Annotated in this window: 15 protein-coding genes; 9 read left to right on the top strand and 6 right to left on the bottom strand. The window is 69.7% G+C overall.

The annotated features are described in order from the left end of the window. The 3 genes from VKH46_04935 to VKH46_04925 form a co-directional block, all read left to right on the top strand. A partial coding sequence (locus tag VKH46_04935; GenBank protein ID HKB70167.1) for an ATP-binding protein occupies window positions 1-710 on the top strand: 710 nt, incomplete at its 5' end. Next, on the top strand, window positions 707-2,086 hold the full coding sequence (locus tag VKH46_04930) for a sigma-54 dependent transcriptional regulator (GenBank protein HKB70166.1): 1,380 nt from the start codon (window positions 707-709) through the stop codon (window positions 2,084-2,086). The genes VKH46_04935 and VKH46_04930, both read left to right, overlap by 4 nt. Window positions 2,087-2,134: 48 nt before the next feature. Continuing rightward, window positions 2,135-2,626 (top strand): hypothetical protein, encoded by a 492-nt coding sequence (locus tag VKH46_04925; GenBank protein HKB70165.1) that lies wholly within the window; start codon window positions 2,135-2,137, stop codon window positions 2,624-2,626. 267 nt (window positions 2,627-2,893) lie between these two features. On the opposite strand, the gene VKH46_04920 is transcribed toward VKH46_04925, so the two are convergent. Next, on the bottom strand, window positions 2,894-4,093 hold the full coding sequence (locus VKH46_04920) for a homogentisate 1,2-dioxygenase (GenBank protein ID HKB70164.1): 1,200 nt from the start codon (window positions 4,091-4,093) through the stop codon (window positions 2,894-2,896). Between the two features lie 43 nt (window positions 4,094-4,136). Here VKH46_04920 and VKH46_04915 point away from each other — a divergent pair, with 43 nt between their 5' ends. Beyond that, window positions 4,137-5,345, top strand: coding sequence for a 3-phosphoglycerate dehydrogenase family protein (locus VKH46_04915; protein ID HKB70163.1), 1,209 nt, complete (start codon window positions 4,137-4,139; stop codon window positions 5,343-5,345). 263 nt (window positions 5,346-5,608) lie between these two features. On the opposite strand, the gene VKH46_04910 is transcribed toward VKH46_04915, so the two are convergent. From VKH46_04910 to VKH46_04900, 3 genes are all read right to left on the bottom strand, one after another. Further along, window positions 5,609-6,799 carry a VOC family protein gene (locus tag VKH46_04910; protein ID HKB70162.1) on the bottom strand — a complete coding sequence of 397 codons (1,191 nt, stop codon included), beginning with the start codon at window positions 6,797-6,799 and terminating at the stop codon, window positions 5,609-5,611. A gap of 64 nt (window positions 6,800-6,863) precedes the next feature. Then, a complete protein-coding gene (locus VKH46_04905) occupies window positions 6,864-8,180 on the bottom strand; it encodes an aminotransferase class I/II-fold pyridoxal phosphate-dependent enzyme (GenBank protein HKB70161.1) in 1,317 nt (438 codons plus the stop codon). After that, window positions 8,180-9,871 carry a methylmalonyl-CoA mutase family protein gene (locus tag VKH46_04900; protein ID HKB70160.1) on the bottom strand — a complete coding sequence of 564 codons (1,692 nt, stop codon included), beginning with the start codon at window positions 9,869-9,871 and terminating at the stop codon, window positions 8,180-8,182. The genes VKH46_04905 and VKH46_04900 overlap by 1 nt, the downstream gene beginning before the upstream one ends. Before the next feature lie 98 nt (window positions 9,872-9,969). On the opposite strand from VKH46_04900, the gene VKH46_04895 reads away from it, so the two are divergent. Together VKH46_04895 and VKH46_04890 are read left to right on the top strand one after the other, a co-directional pair. After that, window positions 9,970-10,380, top strand: coding sequence for a hypothetical protein (locus tag VKH46_04895; protein ID HKB70159.1), 411 nt, complete (start codon window positions 9,970-9,972; stop codon window positions 10,378-10,380). 8 nt (window positions 10,381-10,388) lie between these two features. Next, window positions 10,389-11,840, top strand: coding sequence for a PQQ-binding-like beta-propeller repeat protein (locus VKH46_04890; GenBank protein HKB70158.1), 1,452 nt, complete (start codon window positions 10,389-10,391; stop codon window positions 11,838-11,840). A gap of 7 nt (window positions 11,841-11,847) precedes the next feature. Here VKH46_04890 and VKH46_04885 read toward each other — a convergent pair whose 3' ends face one another. Beyond that, the gene (locus VKH46_04885) at window positions 11,848-12,918 is read right to left on the bottom strand and encodes a radical SAM protein (protein ID HKB70157.1); all 1,071 of its coding nucleotides are present in this window, start codon (window positions 12,916-12,918) and stop codon (window positions 11,848-11,850) included. Further along, window positions 12,915-13,940, bottom strand: a complete 1,026-nt coding sequence (locus tag VKH46_04880; GenBank protein ID HKB70156.1) for a glycosyltransferase — start codon at window positions 13,938-13,940, stop codon at window positions 12,915-12,917. Before VKH46_04880 ends, VKH46_04885 begins: the two co-directional genes overlap by 4 nt. 74 nt (window positions 13,941-14,014) lie before the next feature. Between VKH46_04880 and VKH46_04875 the strand changes: the two genes are divergently transcribed. From VKH46_04875 to VKH46_04865, 3 genes are all read left to right on the top strand, one after another. Then, window positions 14,015-15,031, top strand: a complete 1,017-nt coding sequence (locus VKH46_04875) for a thiamine pyrophosphate-dependent dehydrogenase E1 component subunit alpha (GenBank protein HKB70155.1) — start codon at window positions 14,015-14,017, stop codon at window positions 15,029-15,031. Next, window positions 15,031-16,035 carry an alpha-ketoacid dehydrogenase subunit beta gene (locus VKH46_04870; GenBank protein HKB70154.1) on the top strand — a complete coding sequence of 335 codons (1,005 nt, stop codon included), beginning with the start codon at window positions 15,031-15,033 and terminating at the stop codon, window positions 16,033-16,035. Before VKH46_04875 ends, VKH46_04870 begins: the two co-directional genes overlap by 1 nt. A gap of 12 nt (window positions 16,036-16,047) precedes the next feature. Continuing rightward, window positions 16,048-16,356: biotin/lipoyl-containing protein (locus VKH46_04865; protein HKB70153.1), on the top strand; the 309-nt coding region annotated here is incomplete at its 3' end.

Genomic DNA, 16,356 nt, shown 5'->3' with positions numbered 1-16,356 from the left:
AGGCGCGCCTCGCGGCCGCGGAGCGGCGCGCCTCGCTCGGGCACCTCGCGTCCGGCATTGCGCACGAGATCCGGAACCCGCTCAACACGATCGCGCTCGCCGTCGAGTACCTGCGGCGCCGCTTTCTCCCCTCCGCGGCCGCGGATCAGCGGGAGTTCCAGGAGACGACCGAGAGCCTGCGCGACGAGATCGGGAGGTTGAACGGCCTCATCACGAACTTCCTCTCCTACGGCAAGCCGATGCGCCTCGCGACGGCGCCCTTCGACGCGACCGAGCTCGCCCGCGACGTCGCCCGCGAGCTCGCGCCCGAAGCCGCGCTCCGAGGCGTCGAGATCGCCGTCGCAGGGGGGGAGGCCGGGCTGACGGCGGACCGGAACCTGCTGAAATCCGCTTTCTTGAACGTCGCCCTGAACGCGGTGCAGATGGTCCCGCCCGGCGGGCGCGTGTCGATCGCGACGGAGAGCGACGCCCGGCAGGTCCGCGTCCGCTTCGACGACACGGGCCCGGGGATCCCGCCCGAGCACCTCTCGAAGATCTTCGAGCCGTACTTCTCGACGCGCGACGCGGGCGTGGGGCTCGGCCTCGCCATGACGCGAAAGATCGTCCACGACCACGGCGGGGAGCTCACGGCGGAGAACCTGCCGGCCGGAGGGACGCGCTTCACGTTCGCGCTGCCCCGCGTCCCGCTCGCCGAGGCCGTCCCGGCATGAAGAGCGGGAAAGGGAACGTCCTCCTCGTCGAGGACGAGAAGCCGGCGCTCGACCTGCTGCGGAAGATTCTCGAGGCCGAAGGTTTCCGCGTCGTGACGGCGACCAACGGCCGCGAGGCCCTGGACCGGCTGGAAGACGAGATCGTCGACGTCGTCATCACCGACCTCGCGATGCCGGTGATGACCGGAACCGAGCTGGTGGCCCGGCTGCAGGCCCTCTCGGACCCGCCGCCGGTCATCGTCGTCACCGCGCACGGCTCGAAGGAGGCCGGCCGCGAGCTCATCAACCGGATGGGCGCCTACGACTATCTCTCGAAGCCCTTCCAGCCGGACGACCTGATCCTGAAGATCGAGCGGGCGGTCGAGATGCGCGCGATGCGCGAGGTGAACCGGGTGCTCTCGGGCCAGTTGAAGGGCCGCGTCGCGCTCGACGGCATCGTCGGCAACTCCGCCGCCATGCAGAACATCTTCAAGCTGGTGCTGAAGGTCGCCCGGTCGAACGCCACGGTGCTGATCCGCGGGGAATCGGGCACGGGAAAGGAGCTGATCGCGCGCGCGATCCACCAGCGGAGCCGCCGCGCCGACAATCCCCTCTCCGCGATCAACTGCGCCGCGATCCCCGAGACGCTCCTCGAGTCGGAGCTCTTCGGTTACGAGCGCGGCGCGTTCACCGGCGCCGACCGCCGCAAGCTCGGCCTCTTCGAGGTGGCTTCCGGGTCGACGCTCTTCCTCGACGAGATCGGCGACCTCTCCCTGCCTCTCCAGGGGAAGATCCTGCGCGCTCTCCAGGAGAAGGAGATCCGCCGTGTCGGCGGCAACGAGGCGATCCCCGTCGATGCGAGGGTCCTCGCGGCCACGAACCGAGAGCTCGAGCAGATGATGAAGGAGGGAACGTTCCGCGAGGATCTCTATTACCGTCTGAACGTGATCCCGATCGTCCTTCCCCCGCTCCGCGACCGGCGGGAAGACATCCCCGAGATCGCCGAGCGGTTCGTCCGGCGCGCCGCGGAGGAGCATGGCCAACCGCTCCGCGAGATTTCCCCCGAGGCGATGCGGGTGCTCGTCGCGTACGACTGGCCGGGCAACGTCCGTCAGCTCGAGTCGATCCTCGAGCGGGCCGTGCTGTTGTCGGAGGGAGGAGGGGTCGAGGTCGATGACCTGCCGCCCGAGATCCGGAGGCCGCGTTCGGCCGCCGCATCGATCCACGTGGAGATCCCCGCCGAAGGGATCGACATCGAAGAGGTCGAGCGGGCTCTCCTGTTGCAGGCCATGGAGAAAAGCGACTGGGTCATCGCCCGCGCGGCGAAGCTCGTCCATCTCACCTACCGGACGATGCAATACCGGCTCGAGAAATTCGGGATCCGGAAGCCGGAATGACCGATTTGGAACAGGGCGTAACCCAAATCGGACGGTGGGTCGTGCCAAATGTCTGAAAAGACGGCGGATCGAGGTGGCACCCGGTTCGCAGCCGCATCGCGCACGAAGATGCGATCGATCGTTCGCGACGGGTACGCTCTCCGATGGCTGCCGGCGATCGCCGCCAGCCTCCTCGCGCTCGCTCCCGCGCGATCGCTCCCCCCGCCGTCTTCGACGTCCACTCCCCCGCCGGCCGCCTCGCGCCACCCGCGCGCGCACTTCTTCGTCGGAGAGGTCGTCGAGATCGTCGCCGCCGAGAACCGCTTCTCGGTCCGGGAAACGCTTCGCGACGGATCGCCGAAAGTCACGTTCTTCACGGCCGGACCCGCGACCACCGTCTTCCGCGGCAAGGATCCGGCGACGTTCGCCGACCTCCGCGTCAACGACCACGTCACGATCAAGTACGCGGACGCAAACGGCGCCCGGAAGACCCTGTCGATCCGGATCACGCCTTCGGCGAGGTCGAAGCCGGCGGCTCCGCCGGCCAAACCGCCGGCGTAGCCGCGAAGCGTCGCGAGTCGACCAGTCGCGAGTCGCGCGTCGGGACGCCGCCGAGGGGCCACGACTCCGGACCCGTGACGGACGGACTCGCGGTTCGCCGACATTTGAGGCGAGTCTCGGCCGACGAGACCGCAGCGAGGCGCGGCGAGACGCGAGCCGGCGGGATGCGGGGCGAACGCGTCGTCCCGGGTCGTACTGGCGAACGTACGGCGACGGCGGCGCGCGGCGCCACGCGCCCGCCCGGCTCGATGTATCGCCGCGCCAGATCTAGGTGATCTCGGTCGTCGGCTTGTCGATGCGCACCTTCCACGAGTCGTGGTAGTCGCCGCGCTCGATCGCGTCGGCCGCGCGGGTCCGCTCGAGAGGGAGGAACGTGTCGATCATCACGGCGAGCTCCTTCGTCGACTTCGAGCCGATCGAGGCCTCGTAGGCGCCCGGGTGCGGTCCGTGGTTGACGCCCGCGGGATGGAGCGAGATCGAGCCTTTGCCGACGCCGCGTCGGCTCGTGAAGTTCCCGTCGACGTAGAAGATCACCTCGTCGCAGTCGACCGACGAATGCGGATACGGGCACGGGATCGCGTTCTCGTGAGTGTCGGTCATGCGCGGGACGAACGAGCAGATCACCGCGCCGCCGGTCGCGAACGTGATGTGGATCGTCGGCGGCAGGTGGATCAGGCCGGTTTTCGCCTGGAACTTCGCGATCGGAAAGGCGACCGGGTAGGCGTAGCCGTCCCAGCCGACGACGTCGAGCGGCGAGGCGGGAAGCGTCCGGCGGGTCCACCGGTCGAGCCGCTTGCCGAAGATCTCCCGCGGAGCGGATTCCGTTTCCCCGGGCCCCTCGAGCACGGGCCGCACGAAGTCGCGATGCGTGTAGGCCGCGTCCATCTTCAACTGCCCGGCGTCGTTTCGGAACTGCGCGGGCACGTGGAACCCCCGCCGGCACTCGATGCCGAAGAGCGTGTTCTCCGCGCCGTCGAAGAGGAACCGGTACGGACAGCCCTTGGGCACGACCACATAGTCGCGCGCGCGGAACGGGAGGCGGCCGAACGGGCTCTGGACGGCGCCGGAGCCCCGTTCCACGAAGAACAGGTCGTCGCCGTCCCCGTTGACGACGAACGCGTCGTCGGAGGCCGTCGGCCGCGCGACCGAGATCACGACGTCCGGGTTGTGGAGAAGCGGCGTGCGCGCGTCGAGCATCGCTCCCCCGGCGGCGACCGCCCGGGAATCGAAGAGGCGGCGCTTCAGGGGCTCGGAGCCCCGCTCGGACGGCTCCCACCGAAAACCGCGCTCCGACGGCTCGCAGGTGAGCTCGTCGGTCGGGGCATGGCGGTGGTACAGGATCGAGTAGGGGCCGTCGAAACCGACGCGGGTGAAGCATTCCTCGTAGAGCAGGGCACCCGTCTCCGGGTCGCGGAAGACGGTGTGCGGCTTGTCGGGGATGATCCCCTGCGTCCACCGGTCGATCACGGGATCATTCTATCGCCCCGGTCCGGAGGGTAAGATCCCGCCCATGAAGATCCTCGTGGCGGACAAGTTCGAGAAATCGGGGCTCGAGGGGCTCGCGGCGACCGGCTCGGAGGTCCTCTTCGACCCGGACCTGAAGGACGACGCGCTCGGGAGTCGGCTCGCCGAGACCGGCGCGGAGATCCTCGTCGTGCGTTCGACGAAAGTGACGGCGCCGATCCTGGAGAAGTCCCGCGCGCTCGCGCTCGTGATCCGGGCGGGCGCGGGGGTCAACACGATCGACCTCGCCGCCGCCTCGCGGAAGGGCGTCTTCGTCGCCAACTGCCCCGGCAAGAACGGGATCGCGGTGGCCGAGCTCGCGATGGGCCTCATCCTCTCCCTCGACCGCCGGATTCCGGACAACGTCGAGGCGCTCCGCCGCGGCGAATGGAACAAGAAGGAGTTCTCGAAGGCGAAGGGAGTCTTCGGCCGGACGCTCGGGGTCGCCGGAATGGGGACGATCGGGCGCGAGGTGGCGGCGCGCGCGCGGGCCTTCGGGATGCGGGTCGTGGCCTGGAGCCGGTCGCTCACGGACGCGCGCGCCGAGATGCTCGGCGTCGAGCGCGCGGCCGACGTCCTCGACCTGGCGCGCCGGTGCGACGTCGTGTCCGTCCACCTCGCGGCCGCTCCCGAGACGAAGGGACTCTTCGGCGCGGACTTCTTCGCCGCGATGCGGCCCGGCGCGTTCTTCGTCAACACGTCGCGCGCGGACGTCGTCGACGCGGCCGCGCTGCTCGCCGCGCTCGACGGCGGCACCATCCGCGCGGGTCTCGACGTCTTCCCGAAGGAGCCGGCGGAGTCGAAGGGAGCGTTCGACGACGCGCTCGCCCGACATCCGAACGTCGTCGGGACCCATCACATCGGGGCCTCGACCGATCAGGCGCAGGAGGCGATCGCGGCCGAGACCGTGCGGATCGTCCGGGTCTACCTCGAGACCGGCAAGGTCGAGAACGTCGTCAACGTCGCGCGCCGGCCCCCGGCGACGCACCTCCTCGTCGTGCGGCACCGCGATCGCGTCGGGGTGCTCGCCCACGTCCTCGGCGCCTTGAAGATCGACGGAATCTCCGTCCAGGGGATGGAGAACACGGTCTTCGAGGGCGCGCAAGCGGCCTGCGCGCGGATCGAGCTCGACAAGGAGCCGGCCGGCGGCACCCTCGAGACCATTCGATCCGGCAGCGACGACATCTATTCGCTGTCCGTGACGCCGCTCCGGTAGGGTCGCGAAGCTTTCGGTCCGATCCCAGGGCCCCGGAGCGGTCGATGGCTCCTGCCCGAAATCCTCACTGGAGGCGCGTGCGGGCGGTCGGGCGTTACCGTCTTCCGCGATGCTTGGTCGCCCATGCCAATGAGGCGCGGCCAGACGTGCCGAAAGACGGGTTTGGCGGGCCGGGCGGCGGCTAAGGCGTACTGAAAACGTACGTCGTGCCGGCGGCCGGCCCGACGGACCCGTATAGCGGCGCGTATGGTCCGCGCCCGCTGCTATCCGACGGGGCGGGTCTCCATCTCGACTTCGGCTTCCTTCACGCTGTGGTGCTCCTGCTCGATCGCCTCGAACAGCGTGCGGAAATTGCCGTAGCCGAAACCGGGATCCCCTTCCCGCTGGATCACCTCGTAGAAGAACGGCCCGGCCTTCGGGTCGCTCCAGAGCTGGTGTCCGTCCTTCATGAAGATCTGGAGGAGGTATTTCTCGTCCTCGCCGTCGACCAGGATGTTCAGCCGCCGAAGGTCGTCGAGCGGCTCCTTGACCCGCGACACGTGCTTCTCCGAGAGCCACCGGGTGATGTTGTCGTAGTAGGTCTGCGGCGCATCGAGGAACTTCACTCCGCGGTGGTTCATCTCGTCGACGACCGGAATGATCTCGGGAACCCGGAGGGCGATGTGCTGGACGCCGGGACCGCGGTTCTCCTCCGTGAAGATGTTGACCTGCGACTCCCGGAAGAAGGGCTTCAGCGGCTCGTTCGTCGCGAACTTGAGCTCCGACGACGGGTCCCACATCACGATCGACTTGAGCCCCGAGCCGTGCTCCCCTCCCTTCTTGACGTCCTCGGTGTGGAACTGGATGTTCCAGTATTCGTCGAACCCGAGCACCTCGCGATACCAGAGGACGACGGGGGCCATCGTCAGCGCGTTCGAGGTCACGTGGTCGAGGATCTCGAACCCCAGCCGGTTCCTCGGCGCCTTGGAGGAGTCGTCGACGGGGACGGCGTCGAATTCCGGGGCGAACGGGCGGAAGTCCCGGCGCTCGACGAACCGGTAGGCGAGGTCACCGAGCGGCGTGGCGATCAGGAACCGCCGGTACGTTCCGCCGTCGTTGTCCCGGTAGGTCTCGATGTCGGAGAGGAACGTCGCGCCGCGCGGGGCGAGGTAGTCCCACGTCTGCTCGACGTCCTTCACGCGGAAGGAGATCGACGACACCCCGTCGGGGTGGCTGCGCAGGAAAGTCGCCGCGCGCCCGCGGTCGGAGAGCGGTGTCGAGACCACGACCCGGATGTCGCCGGCCGAGTACACGTTCGAATGCTGGGCGCTCCTCTCGGTCAGCTCTTTGGTCGATTTCGCGACGAGCGGCCAGTCGAGGAGCTTCGTGTAGAACTCGTGGCTCCGCTCGAGGTCGGCGACGAGGAAATGGAAGGAGTCGAAGCCGAGCAGGCCGAGGCCTGCGGATTCATTCACGTTCATCCCGCCAATCTATCCCCTGCCCGGAACCCGGTCAAATCGGCCGTAAACCGCGATGCTTCTAGGACGCGACCGCGACCTTGACCGAGGAGACGAGAGCCCGCAGCCGCTCCTCGCACCCGCGAATCTCGTCCTCCGAGACGGCGCCGACGGAGAGACGGAACCAGCCGTTCTCGGGGCGGTACCCGAACGCCTGGAACGGCACGACGGCGATCCCGGCTTTCTCGAGGAGAAGCTTGCGGATCTCCTCGTTGGAACGGATCGGCGTCCCCGCGAGCTCTCCCCCGGCGAGGTCGAAGCGCGCCGAGAGGTAGATCGCCCCCTGCGGCTCGATGGCGTCGACGGGCAGCCCCTCTTCCTTCATCCGGCGGAAGATGCCGTAGAGGAGGTCCAGCCGCGACCGGATCGCGGCGGCGAACGTCTTCCGGTGCTCCGCGACCGCCGCGGCGTCGCCGAGGAACCGCGCCGTCGCGACCTGCTCGGGCTTGGGCGCCCACGCGCCGACGTGCCCCAGGATGTCTCGCATCCGGGCGATCAGCGCGGGCGGACCGGCGGCCCACCCGACCCGCAGGCCGGTCGCGGCGAACTGCTTGGAGATCCCGTCGAGCAGCACGGTGAAGGCGAACGTTTCCGGGACGAGCTCCGGCGGGCTCGATCGCCGCGCGTTCCCGAAATGCAGCGCCGAGTAGATCTGGTCGTAGAGGATGAAGAGCGCCTTCCGCCCGGACCGGCGCCGGCGAGCGTTCTCCTCGACGACCATCTCGGCGATCTTCGCGAGCTCCGACGGGTCCACGACGGTCCCGGTCGGATTCATCGGCGAGTTCAGCACGAGGAGCCGCGCCTCCGGAAGGTGCGGCGCGAACTCGGCCGCCGAAGGAAAGAACCCCTTTTCCCGCTGGCCTTCGAGCTCGATCGCGCGCACCTCCGTCAGGTGCGCGTAGTGGTTGTTGTTCCAGGAAGGCACGGAGTACACGACCGTGTCGCCGCGGTCGAGGATCGTCCGGTAGGTGCCGTAGAGGATCGGCCGGGCGCCGCCGGCGATCAGCAGCGATTCGAGCGGGTACGCGAGCCCCTGGTCCTTCGCCAGGAGCTCGGCGACGGCCTCGCGGAGCGCGAGCACGCCGTCGGAGGGGGGATAGTTCGTCTGGTGCTCCCGGTAAGCCCGCGCGATCTCCTCCTGCAGTCGAACCGGAATCGGGAACTGCGCCGGAGAAAAGTCCCCGACCGTCAGGTTCACGAGCTTTTCGCCCCGCGCGAGCGCCTGGCGCACGTCGGCGGCGATCTTCAGGATCTCGGAGCCGACGACGCCGGTCGCCACGCCGGAAAGGGAGCCGTCGGTCTCGTCCGGGGCCGGGAAGAACGGGCGCGCGTCGCGCATCAGAACACCACCGGCTCTTCGTACACGGCGAAGACCTCGCGCATGACGTCGGAGATCTCCCCGATGGTCGCGTAGCTCTTCACGGCCTCGACCAGCGCCGGCATCACGTTCGCCCCGTCGCGGCAGGCCTGCCGGAGCGCCGAAAGCGTCGAGACGACCGCCTTCCCGTCGCGCGTCCGCTTGACCTCGCCGAGCGCGCGCCTCTGCTCGTCCTCGGTGGACTGGTCGATCGAGAGGATCGGGAGGGGCGGCTCCTCGCCCGTGTCGGTGAATTCGTTGACGCCGACCATGATCTTCTCCCCGTCGTCGAGCGCGCGCTGGTACCGGTAGGCCGCGTCCATGATCTCCCTCTGCGGGAACCCGGCTTCGATCGCCTCCACCATCCCGCCGAATTCGTCGATCCGGCGGAAGTAGTCGAACGTCCCCTGCTCCATCCCTGTCGTCATCTCCTCGACGAACCACGATCCGCCGAGCGGGTCGATCGTGTTCGCGACCCCCGACTCGTGCGCGATGATCTGCTGAGTCCGCAGCGCGACCTTGACCGCGAAGTCGGTCGGGAGCGCGAGCGTCTCGTCGAGGGAGTTCGTGTGGAGCGAATTCGTGCCGCCGAGGACGGCGGCGAGCGCCTGAATCGCCGTGCGGACGACGTTGTTGTAGGGCTGCTGGGCCGTCAGCGAGCAGCCGGCCGTCTGCGTGTGGAAGCGGCACATCCACGAGCGCGGGTCCTTCGCGCCGAACCGCTCGCGCATCGTCTTCGCCCAGACGCGGCGGGCCGCCCGGAACTTGGCGACCTCCTCGAAGAAGTCGTTGTGCGAGTTGAAGAAGAAGGAGAGCCGCGGCGCGAACGTGTCGACGTCGAGACCCGCGTCGATCCCGTACTTCACGTACTCGACGCCGTCGCGCAGCGTGAAGGCGAGCTCCTGGAGCGCCGTCGAGCCCGCCTCCCGGATGTGATAGCCCGAGATCGAGATCGTGTTCCACTTCGGAACGCGCTCGGCGCAGAACCGGAACTGGTCGGTGATGAGCCGCATCGACGGCCGCGGCGGGAAGATGTATTCCTTCTGCGCGATGTATTCCTTCAGGATGTCGTTCTGGAGCGTCCCTCCGACCTTCTCCCACGGGGTCCCGTGCTTCTCGGCGACGGCCAGGTACATGGCGAGCGCGATCGGGGCGGTCGAATTGATCGTCATCGAGGTCGTCACCGCGCCGAGGTCGATGCCGTCGAAGAGGGTCTCCATGTCGGCGAGGCTGTCGACGGCGACCCCGCACTTGCCCACCTCCCCTTTCGCCATCGGGTGGTCCGAGTCGTACCCGTAGAGCGTGGGAAGATGGAAGGCCGTCGAAAGCCCGGTCTGGCCGTGCTCGAGGAGGTACTTGAACCGGGCGTTCGTCTGCCGCGCGGATCCGTACCCGGCGAAGAGCCGCATCGTCCAGAGCTTGCCCCGGTACATCGTCGGCTGCACGCCCCGGGTGTAGGGATATTCCCCCGGCCACCCCAGATCGCGCTCGTAGTCGAAGCCGGGCTGCGAGTCGGGCGCGGCGAGCTCCGGCACGGGCTGGGAGGAGACCGTCGTGAAGTCCGACTTCCACGGCGGGACCTTGTCGAAGCTGCGCCGGGCCTTCTCGCTCCAGCGGCGGCGTCCCTCGGCGACTCCCTCGGGGACGAGCGGGCTCGGCGGTTTTTCGCGCATCCGGCCGATTATCGCCGATCGCGTCTTTTCGGGCCAAACCTTTTCGGGTAGAGTGGAGCGTCGTGTCCGACGATCGAAAATACCGCCACCGAGGCTACATGGATTCGGGTTCCCCCTCTCCCCGCGCCCCTCGCGGCCCCGCGGAAGGCGCGCCGCCGCGCACCGAAGGCGCGCCGCGGGGACGCAGCGCCGGGTTCGAGAAGGACCTCGTCGTCCAGTGCAAGAAGTGCGGGCAGCGCATTCCCGGTCTCGACGAGATCGTTCCCGCGAGCGTCTGCCCGAAGTGCGGAGCGCCGCTCCACGCCTGCGTCCAGTGCCGCCGCTTCGATTCGACCGCGCGTTGGGAGTGCGTGCGCCACGCCGAGATCCCGGCTCGGGTCGCCGTGAAGACGGCGGCCAACGAGTGCCCCCTCTTCGATCCTCTCGCGAGCTTCGACCTGACCGGCGCCCGAGCCTCCGAAGCGCCGTCGGACGCCCGGAGCGCATTCGAAGCCCTGTTCAAGAAGTAACGCGAAGGATGCGCGCCGCCGACCGACGCCGGTTCCGAAGCGCGTGCGCTCTCGTCGCGGGTCTCTGCGCCGCTTCCGGCGGGGCGGCGCAGAGGCCGAACGTCGACCTGCGCACCGCGGTGATTCCTCCCTCTCTGGTGGTCGCCTACCCGGGACGAGGGTCGCTCGAGGACTGGCCGAAGTACTGCGCCAACCTCGCGATGACCGGCGTGGCCCAGGGCGAGCGCCTGATCTCCCCGGCGTCGATGGGGACGATGGCGGCCGCCTGGACGGACACCCTGCCGGGTGCAATCGCCTCTTCCCCGATCGTCGCGGGGCGGCGCGTCTACGTCGGCGACTGGTCGGGAACGGAGTGGGTCCTGGACGCCGAGACGGGGGCGGTGCTCGCAACTGCCGACCTCGGGCGCACCGCCGCCCCGAAATGCAGCCCGCCCGAGCTCGGAATCACCTCGGCCCCGCACGTCACGGGCGGCGTCGTCTACGTCGCCGGCGGCGACGACGCATTCTACGCGCTCGACGCGGCGACGCTGGCGGTCCGCTGGAAGACCCGCCTCGGCGACAACTCGCCGCAGGGCGGGTACTACGGATGGTGCTCGCCGGCGGTGCTCGCGGGAACCGTCTACCAGGGGGTGTCGAGCAACTGCGACAACCCGTTCGTCCCGGGGCGCGTCGACGCGCTCGACGCCGCGACGGGGACGCTGACGGCGACGGTCGACCTCTCGCAGAATCCCGTCGACCGGTCGCACTACGGCTCGGGCGTCTGGTCCTCCCCCGCGATCGACGCGGCGGCGGGGAACCTCTTCGTGACGACCGCGTCCGCCACCCATTACGACGACGGCTACGCCTACTCGATCCTCCGCCTCTCGCTCGGGACGCTCGCGGTCGAGGATTTCTGGAAGATCCCGCCCGAGGACTTCGCGCTCGCCCTGGACGCCGACTGGGGCTCGTCGCCGACGCTCTTCGCCGACGCCTCGGGGCGGGCGCTCGTCGGCGCCGGGCAGAAGAACGGCTACTACTACGCTTTCCGGCGCGACGACCTCTCGGGCGGGCCGGTCTGGAAGACGCTGATCGCGGTGGGAGGCGAGTGTCCGCAGTGCGGGCATGGGACGATCTCGACCGCCGCCTTCGACGGCCGGCGCCTGTACGTCGGGGCCGGCGTGCCCCCCGACTACAGCGCGCACGGGACCGTCTACGCCCTCGACCCGGCCACGGGCGCGATCCTGTGGCGCTACGCGGCGGCCGGTCCGGTCCTCGCGCCGATCTCCTACGCCAACGGGGTCGTCTTCGCGGCCGGCGGCAAGAGCTGCATCGCGCTCGACGCGGCCACCGGCGAGCTCCTCTGGAAGGCGGACGCCTCTTCCGACCTGTACGGCGGGGTCGCGATCTCCCGCGGACGGATCTACTTCGGCGACGTGGCGGGCAATCTCTACGCCTTCGCCGTGCCGAGCCCGCTGCAATAGGGAGCGCTCAGCGCCCCGGCAGGAGAGCCTCGCGCGCGAGGTGCGCGACCCCCTTCGCCGAGAACGGGAGCGACGACGTCATGAAGCAGGAATGCGTGCACCAGCAGGCGCGCTCCGCGATCTGGCGCCGCATCTCGACCGCCTTCTCCGAGAACCACGCCTTCCGGAACGACCAGCCGAAGTCGCGGATGTTGCCGACCTCCCACATCACCTCGCACAGGGAGACCGTTCCTTCCGGGTTCAGGACCCCGGAGATCGTCCCGGCGTAACAGGGATAGACCATCCGCTCCTGCTCGAGCGTCTCGAGCTCCGCCGTCCGGGCCGCGACCTTGAGCTGCCGGAGGATCGGCCGGTAGCGGTCGAAGCGGCGCCAGTAGGGTTTCAGGAACCGGAGCCGCTCGGCGTACTCGTCCGAGGTCAGGGCGCGGATCGACGGATCGGGGAACGGGGGCCGCAGGAGCTCGAACGAGTGGAAGTCGATCTCCGGGAAGTTTCCCGCGACCCAGCCCGTGATCTCGGGGAGGTCGCCCATGTTGAACGAGGCGAGCACGGTCTGCACGTTCAGGACGAAGCCGCGCGACTTCTCCTTCAGCGCCGCGAGCCGGCGATAGGTCTCGACCACCTTCGGGAAGTTCCCCGGGGCGCCCCGAATCGCGTCGTGCCGCTCTCCCAGATGGTCGAGGGAGAGGCCGACGGTGAACGTCTGCCGCTCGTCCTTTCGCGATGCCAGGGCTCCGGCGACGATCGCCTCCACCTGCTCGGGGATGAGGGAGTTCGTCGGCATCGTGACGTTCGAGGCGTCGTGGCGCCCGTAGAGGAGCCTCGTGATCGCCGGGAGATCGCGGTTCAACGTCGGCTCCCCCCCCGTGAGGACGACCGAATAGAGGGCGCCGAGGTCCGCCAGCGCCCGGTCGTATTCCTCCAGCGACATTTCCAGATGCCGGTTGACGTTCAGGTGGTCCCAGTAGAAGCAGGTGACGCACTTCGAGTTGCAGAGGTTGGTCATCCCGAGAATGAGATACCGGGGGAGCGTCTCCCTTCCCCGAACCCAGTGCGCGGCGAGCAGCGCCGGGTTCATCGCCGCGCGGGCAACGCGGCCGGACGCGCCGAGGGCTCCGCGGCGGCCGCGGGCTTCCCCCGCGTGCGCGACAGGAGGGCCGCGCCGATGCCGGCCGTCGTCGCGATGGCGTAGTTGGCGTGGTGGAGGAAGAAGGCGGCGGGCACGGCCGGAAACAGGGCGGGATCGCGGCGCCAGATGCGCGCCGAGAACGCCCACGCGGCCGCGGCGTACGCGGCCGCCGCCGGCACCGCGAACCGCCGGCCGAAGAAGATCGATCCCGCCGCGGCCGCGGCGGCCGCGCCGAGGAACGCGGCGATCTTGCCGGCCGGCGCCCCGTCCGGGCGCTCGACGAGACGCCGCCCGCTCTTGACGCGATATCGCCAGCGCTGCGCGAGGAACGGGCCGGGGAAGGCCCGGCGGCGGTGGAAGACGACGAGCCCGGGGTCGAGCTCCGGCACGACGCCCGCCTGCGCGGCGCGGTGGACGAAATCGGTGTCCTCCCCGATGTAGCCGAGGGATTCGTCGAACCCGCCGAGCCGGTCCCAGAGGTCCCGGGAAACGGCCATGTTGCAGAGGGCGAGGTCCGACGGCAGCCGCACCGGCCCGCCCCGCGGCGAACGCTCGTGCGCCGGGACGGCCGAGCCGATCGCCGGTGTCGCGAGGAGCAGGTCCGCGAGCCGTTCCCCGTACGGCGAGCCGGCGGGGAGAACGTCGATGCCGCCGAAGAGCGGCGTCCGCCGGGAGGTCTCGACGGCCCGGCGGAGCCAGTCCGGCGCCGCGCGCGCGTCGTCGTCGATGAACGCGAGAACGCGTCCGGCGGCGAAGTCGGCGCCGCGATTGCGGCGCATCGCGGGGTTGCGTTCCTCCATCCGGACCCATCCGACGAGCAGGTCGCCGCGGCGTCGAGGCTCATCGCCGGAGACGACGAGCACCTCGAACGCGGGCGCCTCCTCCTGCTCGGCGAGCGACGCCAGGCAGGCGTCGAGATCCGGTCCGACGCGGTCGGAGGCGATGATGACCGAGACGTCGATCGGCGGCATCGGACGATCATAGACGGATTCGCGCCTCCCCGTTCGGCGCGGGTCGGCTGGATATAATCGATCGAGGGAGGACCATGGACCAGCTTTCGGACTCGCAGAAGCTCGAGCTGTACCGGTTCATGCGGTTGAACCGCGTGGTCGAGGAGCGCCTCGTCAACCTCTACCGGCAGGGGAAGGTCGTCGGAGGTCTCTACCGTTCCCTCGGCCAGGAGGCGACGTCGGTGGGCACGGCGTACGCGCTCTCCCCCGGCGACTTCGTGAGCCCCCTCATCCGGAACCTCGGATCCGTGCTCGTGCGCGGCTACGCGCCGCGGGAGCTGTTCGCCCAGTATCTCGCCCGGGCCAGCTCTCCATCCCGGGGCAAGGACGGGAACCTGCATTTCGCCTCGCTCGAGCGCGGCGTGATCGGTCCGATCTCGATGCTCGGAGAGCTCATCCCGGTGATGGCGGGCGTGGCGCTCGCGGCGAAGATCCGGAAGCGCAACGTCGTCTGCATGACGTACATCGGCGACGGCGCGACGTCGACGGGCCCGTTTCACGAGGGGATGAACTTCGCCGCCGTCCGAAAGCTCCCGCTCGTCGTGATCGGCGAGAACAACCACTGGGCGTACTCGACCCCCTTCTCCCAACAGATGGCGTGCGCGTCGCTCGCCGACCGGGCCAAGGCATACGGCATTCCCGCCGTGACGATCGACGGCAACGACGTGGAGCTCGTGTGGAAGGCCGCGGTCGACGCGGTCGCGCGGGCCCGTCGCGGCGAGGGGCCGGTGTTCGTCGAGGCCGTGACGTACCGGATGAAGGGCCACGCCGAGCACGACGCCCAGCACTACGTCGACAAGGAGGAGCTCGCCGCCTGGCGCGACCGCGATCCGCTCGAGAGGTGGGCGCGCGTCCTGGAGGCGGGGAAGGTGGCCGCCGCCGACGACCTGCGCCGGGTCGACGCCGCCGTCACCGAGCAGGTCGACCGGGAGCTCGAGATCGCCGAGACGGCGCCCTCGCCGCGCGGCGAGGCCGCGCTCGAGGGGGTGTACGCGGCCGCCCCGCGCGAGACCGAGCCCTTGTTCCTCCGCTACGCCGAAGGGAAGCGCTGATGGCGGACGCCCGTCCCCGCGACGAGAACCCGGGCGGGACGACGTACGTCGACGCGATCCACGACGCGCTCTGGGAGGAGATGGAGGCCGACGACCGGGTCTTCGTGATCGGAGAGGACGTCGGCGTCTACGGCGGCGCCTTCAAGGTGACCGACGGGATGATCGAGCGGTTCGGCCCGGACCGGGTCATCGATACGCCGATCTCCGAGGACGCGATCGTCGGCGCGGCGATCGGCGCCGCGATGATGGGCCTGCGCCCCGTCGCCGAGATGCAGTTCGCCGATTTCATCTCCTGCGCCTTCGACCAGATCACCAACTTCGCCGCCAAGTCGCGGTACCGGACCGGCGTCGGGATCCCGATCGTCGTCCGCGGCCCGTCGGGAGGAGGCGTCCACGGGGGGCCCTTCCACTCGCAGAACCCGGAGGCGTATTTCACGCACACTCCCGGCCTCAAGGTCGTGCAGCCGGCAACCGCGTACGACGCGAAGGGGCTGCTGAAGTCCGCGATCCGGGACGAGGATCCCGTCATCTTCTTCGAGCACAAGTTCCTCTACCGCCGGATCCGGGAGGAGCTCCCCTCCGAGGAGTACACGGTCCCGATCGGCAAGGCGAGGGTCGCCCGTCCGGGGCGCGACCTCTCGATCGTGACCTACGGCGCGATGGTCTGGGAGGCGCTCGACGCGGCCGCCGCGCTCGAGTCGGAGGGAATCGACTGCGAGGTCGTCGACCTGCGGACGCTGCTTCCGCTCGACGACGAGACGATCTTCGCCTCCGTCGGGCGGACCGGCAAGGCGCTGATCGTCCACGAGGACACGAAGACCGGGGGCGTCGGCGCCGAGGTGTCCGCCCGCATCACCGAGCACTGTTTCGAAAGCCTGGACGGGCCGGTCCTTCGCGTGGCCGCGCCCGACACGCCCGTCCCGTACGCGCCGCCGATGGAGGCGTTCTTCCTCCCGAACGCGGAAAAGATCGCGCGCGCCGCCCGCGCGCTCGCCGGATACTGAAAGGAGCTCCGCATGGCCACCGACGTCATCATGCCCCAGATGGGGGAATCGATCGCCGAAGGGACGATCACGCGATGGATCAAGAACGTGGGGGACACGGTCTCCCGCGACGAACCCCTGTTCGAGATCTCGACGGACAAGGTCGACGCGGAGATCCCCTCCCCCGCCGCCGGAACCCTCGCGGAGATCCTGGTCCAGCCCGGTCAGACCGTCGCCGTCAACACGGTCGTCGCCCGGATCGGCGAGGCCGGCGAGGCGAAGGGCGAGCCCGCCGCCAAAGCGGAGCCGGCCCCGGCCGCCGCGCCCGCCGCCAGGCCGGCG

This window comes from Thermoanaerobaculia bacterium (genome assembly GCA_035260525.1).
In the GTDB taxonomy this organism is placed as follows: domain Bacteria; phylum Acidobacteriota; class Thermoanaerobaculia; order UBA5066; family DATFVB01; genus DATFVB01.
The sequence above is the reverse complement of the archived record's forward strand: the minus strand, read 5'-3'. Positions and strand labels throughout refer to the sequence as shown.

What these genes read in the sequence shown, in the direction of transcription:
- VKH46_04930 (HKB70166.1), top strand. Translation starts at nt 707, where the DNA reads ATGAAGAGCGGGAAAGGGAACGTCCTCCTCGTCGAGGACGAGAAGCCG.
- VKH46_04925 (HKB70165.1), top strand. Translation starts at nt 2,135, where the DNA reads ATGTCTGAAAAGACGGCGGATCGAGGTGGCACCCGGTTCGCAGCCGCA.
- VKH46_04915 (HKB70163.1), top strand. Translation starts at nt 4,137, where the DNA reads ATGAAGATCCTCGTGGCGGACAAGTTCGAGAAATCGGGGCTCGAGGGG.
- VKH46_04905 (HKB70161.1), bottom strand. Translation starts at nt 8,180, where the DNA reads ATGCGCGACGCGCGCCCGTTCTTCCCGGCCCCGGACGAGACCGACGGC.
- VKH46_04900 (HKB70160.1), bottom strand. Translation starts at nt 9,871, where the DNA reads ATGCGCGAAAAACCGCCGAGCCCGCTCGTCCCCGAGGGAGTCGCCGAG.
- VKH46_04895 (HKB70159.1), top strand. Translation starts at nt 9,970, where the DNA reads ATGGATTCGGGTTCCCCCTCTCCCCGCGCCCCTCGCGGCCCCGCGGAA.
- VKH46_04890 (HKB70158.1), top strand. Translation starts at nt 10,389, where the DNA reads ATGCGCGCCGCCGACCGACGCCGGTTCCGAAGCGCGTGCGCTCTCGTC.
- VKH46_04885 (HKB70157.1), bottom strand. Translation starts at nt 12,918, where the DNA reads ATGAACCCGGCGCTGCTCGCCGCGCACTGGGTTCGGGGAAGGGAGACG.
- VKH46_04880 (HKB70156.1), bottom strand. Translation starts at nt 13,940, where the DNA reads ATGCCGCCGATCGACGTCTCGGTCATCATCGCCTCCGACCGCGTCGGA.
- VKH46_04875 (HKB70155.1), top strand. Translation starts at nt 14,015, where the DNA reads ATGGACCAGCTTTCGGACTCGCAGAAGCTCGAGCTGTACCGGTTCATG.
- VKH46_04870 (HKB70154.1), top strand. Translation starts at nt 15,031, where the DNA reads ATGGCGGACGCCCGTCCCCGCGACGAGAACCCGGGCGGGACGACGTAC.